The organism is Mycobacterium sp. RTGN4 (assembly GCF_033804635.1).
Taxonomy (GTDB): Bacteria; Actinomycetota; Actinomycetes; order Mycobacteriales; family Mycobacteriaceae; genus Mycobacterium.
In genome coordinates, this window is record NZ_JAPZLB010000012.1 from 76,590 (window position 1) to 91,579 (window position 14,990).

The window sequence follows — 14,990 nt, forward strand, 5'->3', positions numbered from 1 at the left end:
CATTCGACTCATGACGTCAGCGAGGTCGTCTATATGGGGACCCCCAACGGACTGCGTCCGGCCAGACTCAGTGTCGGGATCATCTCTGCAGGTCGGGTGGGTACGGCACTCGGTGTAGCGCTCGAGCGCGCCGAGCACGTCGTCGTGGCGTGCAGCGCGATCTCGCAGGCGTCCCGGTTGCGCGCCGAGCGGCGGCTGCCCGATACTCCGGTGCTTCCGGTGCAGGACGTCGCCGGGATGGCCGAGTTGCTGTTGTTGGCGGTTCCCGATTCCGAACTCGAGGGTTTGGTGGCAGGCCTGGCAGCCACCGACTCCGTCCGACCAGGGACCATCGTCGTGCACACCTCAGGAGCCAACGGTGTCGCGGTGCTCGCACCGCTGACCGAGCTCGGCTGCATCCCGCTGGCAATCCACCCCGCGATGACGTTCACGGGAGCTGACGAGGACATCGTGCGGCTGTCCGATGCCTGCTTCGGTGTCACTGCGGCCGACGAAGTCGGAGCCGCCGTCGCGCAATCGCTGGTGCTTGAGATCGGCGGTGAGCCGTTCGGTGTCCGCGAGGAGGCCAGGTCGCTCTATCACGCCGCACTCGCGCACGCGGGCAACCACGTGATCACGGTCCTGTTGGATGCGGTCGAGGCGTTGCGCGCCGCGCTGAGGGGCGAGGAGTTACTCGGGCAGGAGCTGGTCGGCGACGCCCCAGGCGGCCTCGCCGAGCGGGTCATCGGTCCGTTGGCCCGGGCATCGTTGGAGAACGTGCTCCAACGCGGGCAGGGCGCGCTTACCGGACCGGTTGCGCGCGGCGACGCGGCAGCGGTGGCGCGACATCTGGAGGCACTCAGCGCTGTGGATCCCGAACTGGCCCAGGCATATCGCGCGAATTCGCTGCGTACCGCCCAGCGGGCCCACGCGCCCGCCGAGGTGTTCGCGGTATTGGCAGCGCCGTCGAGTCGAGGGGGACAGCCATGAACGCCCGCAGACCGCCCAAGTTCGTGGCAGGCGAACTCAACGTCTACGGTCCGCCGCGTGACGTGTCCGACGTGACGCGCGCACTTCGGGCCACCGGCAGGCGCGTCATGTTGGTGCCCACGATGGGCGCCCTCCACGACGGTCACCTTGCGCTGGTGCGGGCTGCCAACCGCGTGCCCGGCGCCGTGGTCGTGGTGTCGATCTTCGTCAACCCGCTGCAGTTCGGAGCGGGGGAGGACCTCGACGCGTATCCGCGCACGCTCGACGACGATCTCGCGGTGCTGCGCGCCGAGGGAGTCGAGGTGGCGTTCACGCCTACCGCCGCCGACATGTACCCAGCCGGTCCCCGAACCACGGTGCTGCCCGGTCCACTCGGGGCGGAGCTCGAAGGTGGTTCTCGCCCAACCCATTTCGCAGGAATGCTGACCGTCGTGCTCAAGCTCTTGCAGATCGTCCGGCCCGACCGCGCGTTCTTCGGCGAGAAGGACTACCAACAGTTGGTACTGGTGCGGCAGATGGTGGACGACCTGAACGTGGACACGCAGATCGTCGGCGTGCCCATCGTGCGGGAACCCGACGGGCTAGCGCTGTCGTCGCGCAATCGCTACCTCGACGAGGTGGAGCGAGAGCAGGCCGGGGCGCTGTCGGCGGCCCTGCTCGCCGGAATGTACGCGGCGTCACGGGGTGCCTCGGAGGCGTTGGACGCGGCCAGGGCCGTGCTCGACGAGGTGCCTGCCATCGCCGTCGACTACCTCGAGGTACGCGACACCTGGCTCGGGCCGGCGCCGGCCGAAGGGGTGGGCCGCCTGCTGGTGGCGGCCAGGCTTGGGCGGACCAGGCTTCTGGACAACATCGCGGTGGACATCGGTGCGTCCGCAGGCATCGACGGCCATTCCCGGGTCTCCTCGGATGCGAATCACGAATTGCCTTGGAGGAACTAGAACCGTGCTGCTCGCGATCGACGTTCGCAACACTCACACCGTGGTTGGGCTGGTGTCGGGGTCCGGCGAACACGCAAAAGTGGTGCACAACTGGCGAATTCGTACCGAGGCTGAGGTCACCGCGGACGAGCTCGCGCTCACCATCGACGGGTTGATCGGCGATGACGCGGAACGGCTCACCGGGGCCACCGGGCTGTCGACGGTGCCTTCGGTGCTGCACGAGATTCGGCTCATGTTGGAGCAGTACTGGCCGTCGGTACCGCATGTGCTGATCGAGCCGGGAGTGCGCACCGGCATTCCGCTGCTGGTGGACAATCCGAAAGAAGTTGGCGCCGACCGAATCGTGAACTGCCTGGCCGCCTTTCACAAGTTCAAGTCCGCCGCCATCGTCGTCGACTTCGGTTCGTCGATCTGTGTCGACGTGGTGTCCGCCAGGGGGGAATTCCTCGGTGGCGCCATCGCCCCAGGCGTTCAGGTGTCGTCCGACGCGGCGGCCGCCCGCTCGGCCGCGCTGCGGCGGGTCGAACTGACCAGGCCGCGTTCGATCATCGGCAAGAACACCGTCGAGTGCATGCAGGCCGGTGCGGTGTTCGGGTTCGCCGGCCTGGTCGACGGGCTGGTGAACCGGATCCGCGAGGACGTCGACGGCTTCGCCGGTGACGACGTCGCCGTCGTGGCCACCGGACACACGGCGCCTTTGGTGCTGCCCGATCTGCGCAGCGTCGAGCACTACGACAAGTACCTCACGCTCGACGGCCTGCGGTTGGTCTACGAACGCAACCTCGACAACCAGCGCGGCAGGCTCAAGCAAGCCCGCTGAGTTCCTTTAAGCTGGCACGTCGTGAGCTCACCTGATGCGCCGGACGACCTGCCCGAGCAGTTTCGAATTCGGCAGGCCAAGCGTGAGCGCCTGCTCGCCGAGGGCCGTGATCCGTACCCGGTCGAGGTCGCACGCACCCATACGCTGGCGGAATTGAGGCGGGCGTATCCCGAGTTGGCCGCCGACACCGAGACGGGTCAGCAGGTCGGCGTCGCGGGGCGGGTGGTGTTCGCCCGCAACTCCGGCAAGCTCTGCTTCGCGACCCTGCAGGAGGGCGACGGGACGCAGCTGCAGGCGATGATCAGTTTGAACGGTGTCGGGCAAGAGTCTCTCGACGCGTGGAAGTCAGACGTCGATCTTGGCGACATCGTTCTGGTACACGGCCAGGTGATCAGCTCCCGCCGGGGCGAATTGTCTGTGCTCGCGGACTCCTGGCAAATAATCTCCAAGGCCTTGCGGCCGCTGCCGGTGGCACACAAGGAGCTCAACGAGGAGACCCGGGTACGGCAGCGCTACGTCGACCTGATCGTCCGCCCGGAGGCGCGCAGCGTGGCCAGGCAGCGGATTGCGGTGGTGCGAGCGGTGCGTTCGGCATTGGAACGCCGTGGCTTTCTCGAAGTGGAAACACCTATGCTTCAAACGATTCCTGGTGGGGCGGCCGCACGCCCATTCGTCACGCACTCCAATGCACTAGACACAGCGCTCTACTTGCGCATCGCACCGGAGTTGTTCCTAAAGCGTTGCTTGGTGGGCGGTTTCGAGAAGGTCTTCGAGTTGAATCGAAACTTTCGAAACGAAGGCGCAGATTCAACGCATTCGCCAGAATTTGCGATGCTCGAGACATATCAGGCATACGGAACGTATGACGACTCTGCGGTCGTGACGCGTGAGCTTATTCAGGAAGTCGCCGACGAAGCGATTGGCACCAGAAACGTGCCACTGGCCGATGGCACGACCTACGACCTAGACGGCGAATGGGCGACGCTCGAAATGTATCCGTCCTTGTCCGAAGCGCTCGGCGAACAAATTTCGCCTGAAACCGGCGTGGAAAGACTTCTGGCGATCGCCTCCGAACTCGGTGTGGAGATTCCCCGCGACCGCGGCTACGGGCACGGAAAGCTCGTCGAGGAACTGTGGGAGCACACCGTTGGGGAAACGTTGTGGGCGCCGACGTTTGTACGGGACTTTCCCGTGGAGACCACCCCGTTGACGCGGGCTCACCGAAGCATTCCCGGCGTCACCGAGAAGTGGGATTTGTATGTTCGGCGGTTCGAGTTGGCCACCGGATACTCCGAATTGATCGATCCCGTGGTGCAAAGGGAAAGGTTCGCGGCCCAGGCCAGGGCGGCGGCCGCCGGCGACGACGAGGCGATGCTGCTCGACGAGGATTTCCTGACTGCGTTGGAGTATGCGATGCCTCCTACCACCGGCACCGGAATGGGTATCGACCGGTTGTTGATGGCCTTGACGGGGTTGTCGATTAGGGAGACCGTTTTGTTCCCGATCGTTCGCAGGTCTACAAACTGAACTGTTCAGTTTCATACTTCTTGTATCATACTTCTTGAATGATTTACGTTTTCATGTAAGCATTGGGCTCGGGGTGGGCATTAGGCCCTCGTGTCCAGACAGAAGGGTCAGTGTGAGCTAATGGCGAAGAAGGTAACCGTCACGTTGGTCGATGATTTCGACGGTGAAGGTGCTGCCGACGAGACTGTCGAATTCGCGCTTGACGGCGTGAGCTATGAGATCGACCTCACGTCAAAGAATGCCGCAAAGCTTCGGAATGACCTGAAGTCGTGGGTTGAGGCCGGGCGCCGCGTCGGTGGTCGACGTAGAGGTCGTTCGGCGGGTACGGGACGGGGCCGGGCCTCCATCGATCGTGAGCAGAGTGCCGCCATCCGCGACTGGGCGCGCCGGAACGGGCACAACGTGTCCACCCGCGGGCGCATCCCAGCCGACGTCATCGACGCCTTTCACGAAGCAACATAACGGGGCGTAGCCAAAATCGCGACGCCGGGCACTTGCTGCCGGTGGTTTCGCCGACGGCGCAACGGGCTGCGCCATCTAGCGGAAACGAATGCCCTCGGCTGGGCGTTGCTCGTCAGAGGTGCGGGGTAGACCTTTCCCAGAAGCGTCAAAAGACGTGGACAGGCGGGGCGCCCCGGGCCGCCGCCCACTACAGTGGACGGTAAGTGCAGAGCGCGGTTAGCCGTGCTGGCTTAGTCGCAAGTGCTGCGCTATTTGATGGAGAGCAGGTAACCACCGATGTTCGAACGCTTTACTGACCGCGCACGGCGCGTCGTCGTCCTGGCCCAAGAAGAGGCCAGGATGCTCAATCACAACTACATCGGCACCGAGCACATCCTGTTGGGCCTCATTCACGAGGGCGAGGGCGTGGCCGCCAAGTCGCTGGAGTCGCTGGGCATTTCGCTCGAGGGCGTGCGCAGCCAGGTCGAGGAGATCATCGGCCAGGGCCAGCAGGCTCCGTCCGGCCACATCCCCTTCACGCCGCGTGCCAAGAAGGTGCTCGAGCTGTCACTGCGCGAGGCGCTTCAGCTCGGCCACAACTACATCGGCACCGAGCACATTCTGCTCGGCCTGATTCGTGAGGGCGAGGGTGTCGCCGCCCAGGTGCTGGTCAAACTGGGCGCGGAACTCACCCGGGTGCGCCAGCAAGTCATCCAGCTGCTGAGCGGATACCAAGGCAAGGAAACGGCCGAAACCGGTACCGGCGGACGCGGCGGCGAGGCGGGCAACCCGTCCACGTCGCTGGTGCTCGACCAGTTCGGACGCAACCTGACCGCCGCCGCGATGGAAGGCAAGCTCGACCCCGTCATCGGCCGCGAGAAGGAAATCGAGCGGGTCATGCAGGTGCTGAGCCGTCGTACCAAGAACAACCCGGTGCTGATCGGCGAACCCGGCGTCGGCAAGACGGCCGTCGTCGAGGGGCTGGCGCAGGCCATCGTCCACGGCGACGTGCCCGAAACGCTGAAGGACAAGCAGCTCTACACGCTTGACCTCGGTTCGCTGGTGGCGGGTAGCCGCTACCGCGGTGACTTCGAGGAGCGCCTCAAGAAGGTGCTCAAGGAGATCAACACCCGCGGCGACATCATCCTGTTCATCGACGAGCTGCACACGCTCGTCGGCGCGGGTGCCGCCGAGGGCGCGATCGACGCGGCATCCATCCTCAAGCCGAAGTTGGCCCGCGGCGAGCTCCAGACCATCGGTGCCACCACCCTCGACGAGTACCGCAAGTACATCGAGAAGGACGCCGCGCTGGAGCGCCGCTTCCAGCCGGTGCAGGTCGGCGAGCCGACGGTCGAGCACACCATCTTGATCCTCAAGGGGTTGCGCGACCGGTACGAGGCGCACCACCGCGTGTCGATCACCGACGGTGCCATCGCGGCGGCGGCGACACTGGCCGACCGCTACATCAACGACCGGTTCCTTCCGGACAAGGCCATCGACCTCATCGACGAGGCGGGCGCGCGCATGCGCATCCGTCGGATGACGGCGCCGCCAGACCTGCGTGAGTTCGACGAGAAGATCGCCGACGCGCGCCGGGAGAAGGAGTCCGCGATCGACGCGCAGGACTTCGAGAAGGCTGCCAGCCTGCGTGACCGCGAGAAGACGTTGGTCGCTCAGCGTGCCGAGCGCGAGAAGCAGTGGCGCTCAGGTGATCTCGATGTGGTTGCTGAGGTCGACGACGAGCAGATCGCCGAGGTGCTCGGCAACTGGACCGGCATTCCCGTGTTCAAGCTGACCGAAGCCGAGACCACGCGTCTGCTGCGCATGGAGGACGAGCTGCACAAGCGGATCATCGGCCAGGAGGACGCCGTCAAGGCCGTCTCCAAGGCCATCCGGCGTACCCGCGCCGGCCTGAAGGATCCGAAGCGCCCGTCGGGGTCGTTCATCTTCGCCGGCCCGTCCGGTGTCGGCAAGACCGAACTGTCCAAGGCACTGGCCGAGTTCCTCTTCGGTGACGACGACGCGCTCATCCAGATCGACATGGGCGAGTTCCACGACCGCTTCACCGCCTCGCGGCTGTTCGGTGCCCCTCCCGGGTACGTCGGCTACGAAGAGGGCGGCCAGCTCACCGAGAAGGTGCGTCGCAAGCCGTTCAGCGTGGTGCTGTTCGACGAGATCGAGAAGGCCCACCAGGAGATCTACAACAGCCTCCTGCAGGTGCTCGAGGATGGTCGGCTCACCGACGGTCAGGGTCGCACCGTCGACTTCAAGAACACGGTGCTGATCTTCACCTCGAACCTCGGTACGTCCGACATCAGCAAGGCGGTTGGGCTCGGCTTCACCCAGGGTGGCGGCGAGAATAACTACGAGCGGATGAAGCAGAAGGTCAACGACGAGCTGAAGAAACACTTCCGCCCGGAGTTCCTCAACCGCATTGACGACATCATCGTCTTCCACCAGTTGACCAAGGACGAGATCATCCAGATGGTCGATCTCATGATCGGTCGGGTCGAGAAGCAACTCAAGGCCAAGGACATGGCCATGGAGCTGACCGACAAGGCCAAGGCGCTGCTGGCCAAGCGCGGCTTCGACCCGGTGCTGGGGGCTCGCCCGTTGCGGCGCACCATCCAGCGCGAGATCGAGGACGCGTTGAGCGAGAAGATCCTGTTCGACGAGGTCGGACCGGGCCAGCTGGTCAGCGTCGACGTCGACAACTGGGACGGCGAGAGCAACAACATCGAAGATGCGGTGTTCACGTTCGTGGGCGCCAGCAAGCCCGTGGTCGACGCCGAACCCGACCTGGCCGGTGCCGGTGCGCCGGGAACCGCAGGGGCGGCGACCGTCGCGGAGTAGCTCAGTAGCGAATAAGGGCGGCATCCCACGCTGGGGTGCCGCCCTTATTCGTGCCTATGCCGCGCCTCGCGAACGGATAGCCTCACCACGGGCGACTTGCCCGATCCGTTCACAGGAAGGTCTGCCCATGCTCGTCGTCACCATGAACGACATTCCAGGCTGGGAGATCCAGCGCGTATGTGGGGAAGTCTTCGGGCTTACCGTCCGATCGCGAAATGCCTTCGCGCAGATGGGCGCCGGGTTCAAGTCGATGTTCGGTGGCGAGTTGGCCGGCATGACGAAGAACCTCGCGGAGAGCCGCAACGAGGCCATGAACCGACTTCTGGAGGAGGCGCGCAAGCGGGGCGGCAATGCCATCGTCGCGATGCGCTTCGACACCACCGAACTGGGCGACGTGTGGACGGAGATCTGCGCATACGGCACCGCGGTGCAAGCCGTGCCCGTGACCGATGCCGCCAAGTACACAGCTCAGCAACTGGGATACGGCGGCGCGCCCTAGACCCAGGGTTTAGGATTCTGCTGTAATCGACGAACGGCGGAAGCTGGTGGAATTCCAGTACGGTCGCGCCACTGCACAGTCAGACCCGAAGTTCGTCAACACCTGCAAACGGGACGCGAAATCCCGAAAGGACTGGACATGACAACTCCCGAGGCCCGCGAGGCCGCTCCCACGCTCGACCTGTCGGCCACCAAGGCAGCAGTCTGGCTGTCGGCCACCGCATTCCTCGCGCTGATCGTGCTCTACTTCGTCGGAATGGACCAGGGTGCGACGTCGATCTTCGGCAGCGACACCCACGTGCACGAGTTCATTCACGACGCCAGGCATCTGCTCGGCTTCCCCTGCCACTGATATTCGGACGGACAGGGAAAGCTGAATATGGAAAAGAACATCATCGGGCGCGGCCTTTTGGCCGGCGCCCTTGCTGGAGTGTTCGCATTCGTCTTCGCGCGAATCTTCGTTGAGCCGGTCATCGAGCGGGCCATCGGGTTCGAAGACGGCGTAGGCGAGGCCCACGAGGCCATGCACGGCGGCGGCCACGAACACGGGGCCGAGTTGTTCACCCGCGGCGTTCAGGCCAACATCGGGATGGGCTTCGGGGTGCTGGCGTTCAGTATCGCGATGGGCGCGCTCTTCGCCGTCGTGTACGCGGTGACGTACGGCCGGGTGGGCAACGTGTCGGCCCGTCTGCTGTCAGTGTTCGTGGCCGGCGGAATGTTGTTGAGCCTCTACGTCGTTCCGGCGTTGAAGTACCCGGCCAACCCGCCCGCGGTCAGCCTCGACGAGACCATCCGGCAACGGACCTTGCTCTACCTGCTGATGGTCGTACTGTCCGCCGCCCTGTTCGTCGCGGCGGTGTACCTGGGCCGTCGGCTAGTGTCGAGACTCGGCGCGTGGAACGCCACGCTGGTTGCGGGTGGGGCATATGTGGTGGCCATCGCGGTCGTCATGCTGATCCTGCCGACCATCGACGAGACGCCTGGCCCATTGCGCGACGAAGCGGGGACCATCATCTTCGCTGGGTTCCCGGCCGATGATCTTTATCAGTTCAGGTTGTATTCCCTTGGCACACAAGTGGTCATGTGGACGACTATCGGACTGGTCTTCGCGGCGCTCGTTTCGCGTTTCCTGGAGTCGAAGCGCAAGGAACCCATTTCTGCGTGAGTGACGTCGTCCGGCTGACCCTCGTGTCGCACGGCATGACCGATGCGATGGCAGCCGGACGATTTCCCATCGACGAGCCCTTGAACGCCATGGGGCACCGTCAACTCGACGCGACCGTCGACCTCGGGTCGATCGACGCCGCGCTGTGCGGCCCCGAGAAGCGGACGCGTCAGACCGCCGAGCTGCTCGGGTTGCGCGCCGAGACCGACACCGCGCTTGCGGACCTGGACCACGGGTCGTGGCGCGGCAACGTACTCGGCGGGGTTCAGCCCGCCGAACTCGCGATCTGGTTGACCGACCCCGCAGGGGCACCGCACGGCGGGGAGTCGCTGGTTGCCTTGATGATTCGGGTGCGACGCTGGCTGGACTCCATCGCGGCAAGGCGCGGCCGAATCGTCGCCGTCACCCATCCGGCGGTGGTTCGGGCGGCCATTCTGATTGCGTTGGATGCGCCGCCGAAGTCCTTCTGGCGCATCGACGTCAGTCCCGCGAGTCGTACGGTCATGCACAAGCGGGGGCAGTCGTGGACGCTGCGTTCGACGGGTTGAGCCGTCAGCCGACGGGCAGCATCCCGAAGGCCTGCTTGGCGATCGACAACACCCACTCGGCAGCGGCCAGGCTGCGGTACTTCGGCCAGGTCAGCTGGAAGCTGACGACCCACGGCTGACCGCTGCGGTCGACGGCGTACCAGCTGAAGGTCAAGTCGCCTGGCAGGTTGCCTGCCTTGGCGCCGATGTAGGGCCACTTGGCCCTGTCGAGGTCGATCCCTGGGACGGCCGAGAGGATGTCCCTGACCGGAGCGGCCCGCCCGACTGCGGCGGCCTGCAACGCGGCGTGAACGCGGCAGATGTCCTTTGCCGTGCCATACCACTCGGCGCCGTACGGCGAGGCGGGCGTGTAGATGCGCTCTGGATCTGGTTCGTAGGCACGGGAATTCGTCTGCTCGAGCATTTGCGCCCGAAGCTGGGGCGACGCCGTCTTCCACTGCTCGCGCAGATCGGGCTTGCCCCAACCGATCGTGAACAGCTCATGCGTGGTGGGGAAGGGTGTCATCAGGGCAGGGTCGTGGTGGCCTGCCGCGACCATGGCCCGCTCCACGGCGCCATGACCGATGCGGTGTATCAGCATGTCGGTGGCCATGTTGTCGCTTGCCGAGATCATCTGCTGGGCAACGTCTCTCACTGAGACATGGGACCCGGGCGGCAGCTTGTCGAAGCCGGCCGATCCGACGTCCTTGACCTCCTTGGTGATGGTCAACAGCTCGTCCCAGCGGACCGTGCCCGCGGTTACGGCTTCGGCCAAGCCCAGCAGCACGTAGAGCTTGAAGATCGAGGCCAGTGGCAGCGAATCGTCGACGTTCGTGCCCGCGAACGTCGTGCATGCGCCGCCTGAGACCTTCGACGCCTGGTACGAATACCGCGCTCCGGACTTGGTCAGTTCGGTGTCGATGTCGGCCCAGTTCTTGATCGTCGGAGGTTGGACGGTCACCACGAAGCGATCGACCAAACCGACGTCGTTGGTGCGCAGTTCGACGTCTTGGGCGGCCCCGTAGGAAGTACGGAGGTGCAACGTCGCCTGGCTCGCCCCCATGTCGATACCGGTGACGGTGATCGGTCGATCCGACCAGAGCCGGCCCATCGCCGAGGTGATGTCATCGACCTGCTTGGGGGCGGCGAGCGTCCGCACCCCGACGGTGCCGATCGGCCAGTCCGAGTTGATCATGTCGACGGTCTGCTTGGCCCGAACGCCTTGCGGCGTATTCGTGTCGATGTGCGCGCCGAAGGCCGCCGCCTCAGCGGGGGGTGAGCCCGTGTGAGCGCAGCCGCAACCAACCGCCGCCACCAAAGCGAGGATCGTCGCGATCCCAATGACGCGGTGCCGCACCCCGCTTGCGCTACTGCTCGGAGCCGGAACCCGCAACGTCCAGCACGACCTCGAACTCGAGCAGGGACGCTCCGGTGGCGACTGGATTGGCGCGCTGGCCTGCGTGCGCCTCGACGGCAGGGCCGCTGGCCCATGCCTGGAAGGCCTCATCGGACTCCCACTGCGTCACCACGAAGTAGCGGTTCTCGCCCTTGACGGGGCGTAGCAGCTGAAATCCGAGGAAGCCGGGCTGCTTGTCGACGGCGTGCGCTCGGTTGGCGAACCGTTTCTCCAATTCCGGGCCTGCATCGGCCGGGACCTCGATCGCGTTGATCTTCACCACGGGCATTGGTTCAGGCTACCCGTCGCATTTCCCGGGTCGCTTCGCTCCTGCCCTCCGCACGCATTTCCCGGGTCGCTTCGCTCCTGCCCTCCGCACGCATTTCCCGGGTCGCTTCGCTCCTGCCCTCCGAACCTCATTCGGGGCAAGATTGCCGCATGCGCACCGACTTGCTGACGCACCGGGCCGGCGAGGGTGAGCCCATCGTCTTGGTGCACGGCCTGATGGGTCGCGGCAGCACGTGGTCCCGTCAAACCCCGTGGCTGTCCGCGCACGGTGCCGTGTACACGTACGACGCGCCGTGGCACCGCGGGCGCGACGTCGCCGACGACCATCCCGTCAGCACTGAGCGGTTCGTATCCGACCTTGCCGACGCGGTGACGGCGTTGGGTCGACCGGTGACGCTCGTCGGGCATTCGATGGGCGGACTGCACTCCTGGTGTCTGGCGGCCGAACGTCCCGAGTTGGTGGGCGCGGTGGTCGTGGAGGACATGGCCCCCGACTTCCGCGGCCGGACGACCGGCCCGTGGGAGCCGTGGTTGCACGCGCTGCCGGTTGAGTTCGGTTCGGCGCAGCAGATATTCGACGAGTTCGGGGACGTTGCCGGCCAGTACTTTCTCGAGGCGTTCGACGAGACGGCGACGGGATGGCGGCTGCATGGGCACACGACACGGTGGATCGAGATCGCCGCGCAGTGGGGCACTCGGCACTACTGGGACCAGTGGCGGGCGGTGCGGGCGCCCACGCTCCTGATCGAGGCGGGCGGTTCCGTCACGCCGCCTGGGCAGATGCGCGAAATGCAAGAGGCCGGCGCACGGGCCACGTATCTGCACGTGCCCGGCGCCGGCCATCTGGTGCACGACGACGCACCACAGGAATACCGCGGTGCGGTCGAGGCGTTCCTATCGGCGTTCGCCGGTCACGCCTGAGACCGGCCAGGTGGGAACCGTTTCGAAGCGAGTGCGGGCGGCATCGGCATCGTGCTGAATCCGGTACCAGTCGGGGTCGTCGGCCGCAGCGGCCAGCCAAGCGCGTTTCGGATCCGACCGGTGGCTCGCCCAACTGACGAGGGCTGCCACCGCAAACGGGGCCATCAGGATGAGGAAGGTCAGTATCACGTTCATGGCAGCAAGTATTCGACCAGTCATATTCCGCCAACAGTGGCAGCAGTGCCGCTGTACGATAAGATACTGCCATGATTAGAAGTGTCTCAGCGCTGGTGCTGGACGGCGTCGCGCCCTTTGAGTTCGGCGTGATCTGCGAGGTGTTCGGCATCGATCGGTCCGCCGACGGCGTGCCCAACTTCGACTTCAAGGTTTGCGGACCGGAGCCCGGTAAATTGCTGCGGACCTCGATCGGCGCGTCCATCGCCCCCGATCACGGGCTCGACGCACTCGTCGGCGCCGACCTGGTCGCGATTCCGGCCATCCCGGGTCCGTACCTACCGGAGGCGCTCGACGCGATTCGAGCGGCGGCGCAGGGCGGGGCGATCATCCTGACGGTGTGTTCGGGGGCGTTCGTCGCTGGTGCGGCCGGACTGCTCGACGGCCGCCCGTGTACGACGCACTGGATGCACGCCGACGAACTCGCAATGCGGTACCCGACCGCGCGCGTCGACCGAAACGTGCTGTTCGTGGACGACGGCAACCTGATCACCAGCGCGGGCACCGCGGCAGGGATCGACGCCTGTCTGCACCTGGTCCGCCGCGAGCTCGGTAGCGAGGTCACCAACACCATCGCGCGCCGCATGGTGGTACCGCCGCAACGCGACGGTGGTCAGCGTCAGTACATCGATCAGCCGATCCCGGTCCGCTGCTCCGACAGCTTTGCGCCGCATCTGGATTGGATCCTGACCAACCTCGACAAACCGCACACCGTGACCACCCTCGCGAAGCGTGCGAGCATGTCGGCTCGTACGTTCGCGCGGAGGTTCGTCGACGAGACGGGCCGCACGCCCATGCAGTGGGTCACCGACCAGCGGGTGCTCTACGCACGCAGGCTGCTAGAGGAGACCGACCTGGACATCGACCGCGTCGCCGACAGATCCGGCTTCGGTACGGCGACGCTGCTGCGTCACCACTTCCGCCGGGTCATCGGTGTCACCCCGTCGGACTACCGGAGAAGCTTCGCGTGTAACGACTCCGGTTGTGCGGCAACGGCTTAGCGACAAAGGTCAGCTGTCCGACGGGCAGTCGACGTCGACGTAGGTTAACCGGGACGTCGCGACAGTGAGTGAAGAGTCCACCAACCTGGGACGCCCTTGAGTTCGTAGTCGCCCCGTTCGACGAAGGGTCGGCGAGAGCCCGTCACGATTTCGTTCAAGGTCGAGGAGACCAGCACCTCGCTGGGTCCGGCCAACCCGGCCACCCTGGCGGCGATGTGCACGGCCATGCCCGCGATGTCGTCACCTCGAACCTCGACCTCGCCGGCATGAATGCCAGCCCGCACCTCGATGCCGAGCGCGCGCACCGCGTCGACGATCGCCTCCGCACAGTCGATGGCACCACTGGGGCTGGTGAACGTCGCGACGAACCCGTCACCGGCCGTGTTGACTTCGCGTCCGCGGAACCGCTCGAGCTCTCGGCGGACCACGGTGTCGTGACTGTCGAGTAGATCGCGCCAATGGTCGTCACCCAGGGCAGCGGCACGTCGCGTTGAGCCGACGATGTCGGTGAACACGATCGTGGTGAGCACCCGTTCGGGGTCGGAACCGCCCCGCTTGCCCGTGATGAACTCTTCGATTTCGCTGAGGATGGGCGCGCTGTCGCCGACCCAATACAGGGTGTCCGCTCCGGGCAGTTCGACGTAGTGGGCGCACGCGATGTGCTCGGCGAGGTACCTGCCGTGGCCGACGGGGACGAACTCGGAGTCTGCGCGATGCATGATCAGGGTGCGCGACGTGATGAACGGAAGTTTGTCCCGCAGATCGGCGTCGACGAGCGCCTGGTTGGCCCTGCGCGCCATGCTCGGCGAGGCGGCCCGGTTGCCCGCGGCGTCCCACCACGTGCGGAACACGTCGTCGTGGGAGACCGACGGTGCGATGAGGTCGAGCACGTCGAAGCCCTGCTCGACCGCATCGGGCTCCATGGCCACCGTCGTGAAGGGACTGGCGCCGCTGCGCTGCGCCCCGACCGGGTAGTCGGGTGCCCATATCGGCCGCGCGCCTGCGTTGAGGAGTACCAGGTTGGACACCCGTTGGGGGCGGTCGCTGGCCAGGAAGATCGCACTCACCGCCGTGAACCCTGAGCCGATGATCGTGGCCTGCTCGATTCCGACGGCGTCCATCACCGCGACCGCGTCCTCCGCCCAGCACGCTGGAGTGATCTTGTCCGCGCCGATGCGCGAGGACATCCCCATGCCGCGGTGGTCGAAGCGGATTACCCGGCAGAACGACGACAGCCTGCGGTAGAAGCGGTACATCGACGGTTCGGAGTCGATCGAGTCGATCGGGATGAACGGGCCCGGCATGACGACCACGTCCACCGGGCCGTCGCCGAGTACCTGGTAGGCGATGTCCAGATCGCCCCGCGATGCGTAGCGAGTCCGCGGAGCCCGTGAACCGGTTACAGCCAC

General features: G+C 65.7%; 16 protein-coding genes. 12 read left to right on the forward strand and 4 right to left on the reverse strand.

Features of this window, described 5'->3' with window-relative positions; genetic code table 11:
* Positions 1-33: 33 nt before the first annotated feature.
* From SLQ30_RS23720 to SLQ30_RS23765, 10 genes are all read left to right on the forward strand, one after another.
* Complete coding sequence (locus SLQ30_RS23720) at positions 34-969, forward strand: Rossmann-like and DUF2520 domain-containing protein (RefSeq protein ID WP_319449232.1); 936 nt, start codon at positions 34-36, stop codon at positions 967-969.
* Positions 966-1,910: a pantoate--beta-alanine ligase gene (panC, locus tag SLQ30_RS23725; protein ID WP_319449233.1), complete on the forward strand. Its 945-nt coding sequence runs from the start codon at positions 966-968 to the stop codon at positions 1,908-1,910. The genes SLQ30_RS23720 and panC overlap by 4 nt, the downstream gene beginning before the upstream one ends.
* A 4-nt stretch (positions 1,911-1,914) precedes the next feature.
* Positions 1,915-2,730: a type III pantothenate kinase gene (locus tag SLQ30_RS23730; RefSeq protein WP_319449234.1), complete on the forward strand. Its 816-nt coding sequence runs from the start codon at positions 1,915-1,917 to the stop codon at positions 2,728-2,730.
* Between the two features lie 21 nt (positions 2,731-2,751).
* The gene (lysS, locus tag SLQ30_RS23735; protein ID WP_319449235.1) at positions 2,752-4,257 is read left to right on the forward strand and encodes a lysine--tRNA ligase; all 1,506 of its coding nucleotides are present in this window, start codon (positions 2,752-2,754) and stop codon (positions 4,255-4,257) included.
* Between the two features lie 120 nt (positions 4,258-4,377).
* The gene (gene lsr2 / locus SLQ30_RS23740) at positions 4,378-4,719 is read left to right on the forward strand and encodes a histone-like nucleoid-structuring protein Lsr2 (RefSeq protein ID WP_319449236.1); all 342 of its coding nucleotides are present in this window, start codon (positions 4,378-4,380) and stop codon (positions 4,717-4,719) included.
* Between the two features lie 276 nt (positions 4,720-4,995).
* Positions 4,996-7,551, forward strand: a complete 2,556-nt coding sequence (gene clpC1 / locus SLQ30_RS23745; RefSeq protein WP_319449237.1) for an ATP-dependent protease ATP-binding subunit ClpC — start codon at positions 4,996-4,998, stop codon at positions 7,549-7,551.
* A 127-nt stretch (positions 7,552-7,678) separates the two neighbouring features.
* A complete protein-coding gene (locus tag SLQ30_RS23750; RefSeq protein WP_319449238.1) occupies positions 7,679-8,050 on the forward strand; it encodes a YbjQ family protein in 372 nt (123 codons plus the stop codon).
* A gap of 138 nt (positions 8,051-8,188) precedes the next feature.
* Positions 8,189-8,401 carry a CbtB domain-containing protein gene (locus SLQ30_RS23755; RefSeq protein WP_319449239.1) on the forward strand — a complete coding sequence of 71 codons (213 nt, stop codon included), beginning with the start codon at positions 8,189-8,191 and terminating at the stop codon, positions 8,399-8,401.
* Between the two features lie 27 nt (positions 8,402-8,428).
* Positions 8,429-9,214 (forward strand): CbtA family protein, encoded by a 786-nt coding sequence (locus SLQ30_RS23760; RefSeq protein WP_319449240.1) that lies wholly within the window; start codon positions 8,429-8,431, stop codon positions 9,212-9,214.
* The gene (locus SLQ30_RS23765) at positions 9,211-9,762 is read left to right on the forward strand and encodes a histidine phosphatase family protein (RefSeq protein WP_319449241.1); all 552 of its coding nucleotides are present in this window, start codon (positions 9,211-9,213) and stop codon (positions 9,760-9,762) included. Before SLQ30_RS23760 ends, SLQ30_RS23765 begins: the two co-directional genes overlap by 4 nt.
* A gap of 4 nt (positions 9,763-9,766) precedes the next feature.
* Here the strand turns inward: SLQ30_RS23765 and SLQ30_RS23770 are convergent, their stop codons facing one another.
* Positions 9,767-11,134 carry a serine hydrolase gene (locus tag SLQ30_RS23770; protein WP_413468159.1) on the reverse strand — a complete coding sequence of 456 codons (1,368 nt, stop codon included), beginning with the start codon at positions 11,132-11,134 and terminating at the stop codon, positions 9,767-9,769.
* Positions 11,109-11,426 carry a mycobilin-forming heme oxygenase MhuD gene (gene mhuD / locus SLQ30_RS23775; RefSeq protein WP_319449243.1) on the reverse strand — a complete coding sequence of 106 codons (318 nt, stop codon included), beginning with the start codon at positions 11,424-11,426 and terminating at the stop codon, positions 11,109-11,111. The genes SLQ30_RS23770 and mhuD overlap by 26 nt, the downstream gene beginning before the upstream one ends.
* 149 nt (positions 11,427-11,575) lie before the next feature.
* Between mhuD and SLQ30_RS23780 the strand changes: the two genes are divergently transcribed.
* The gene (locus SLQ30_RS23780; protein WP_319449244.1) at positions 11,576-12,346 is read left to right on the forward strand and encodes an alpha/beta hydrolase; all 771 of its coding nucleotides are present in this window, start codon (positions 11,576-11,578) and stop codon (positions 12,344-12,346) included.
* Here SLQ30_RS23780 and SLQ30_RS23785 read toward each other — a convergent pair.
* Positions 12,320-12,541 carry a hypothetical protein gene (locus SLQ30_RS23785; RefSeq protein ID WP_319449245.1) on the reverse strand — a complete coding sequence of 74 codons (222 nt, stop codon included), beginning with the start codon at positions 12,539-12,541 and terminating at the stop codon, positions 12,320-12,322. The genes SLQ30_RS23780 and SLQ30_RS23785 overlap by 27 nt on opposite strands.
* Positions 12,542-12,612: 71 nt before the next feature.
* Here SLQ30_RS23785 and SLQ30_RS23790 point away from each other — a divergent pair, with 71 nt between their 5' ends.
* Positions 12,613-13,581 (forward strand): GlxA family transcriptional regulator, encoded by a 969-nt coding sequence (locus tag SLQ30_RS23790; protein WP_319449246.1) that lies wholly within the window; start codon positions 12,613-12,615, stop codon positions 13,579-13,581.
* 44 nt (positions 13,582-13,625) lie between these two features.
* On the opposite strand, the gene SLQ30_RS23795 is transcribed toward SLQ30_RS23790, so the two are convergent.
* Positions 13,626-14,990, reverse strand: coding sequence for an adenylate/guanylate cyclase domain-containing protein (locus tag SLQ30_RS23795; RefSeq protein WP_319449247.1), 1,365 nt, complete (start codon positions 14,988-14,990; stop codon positions 13,626-13,628).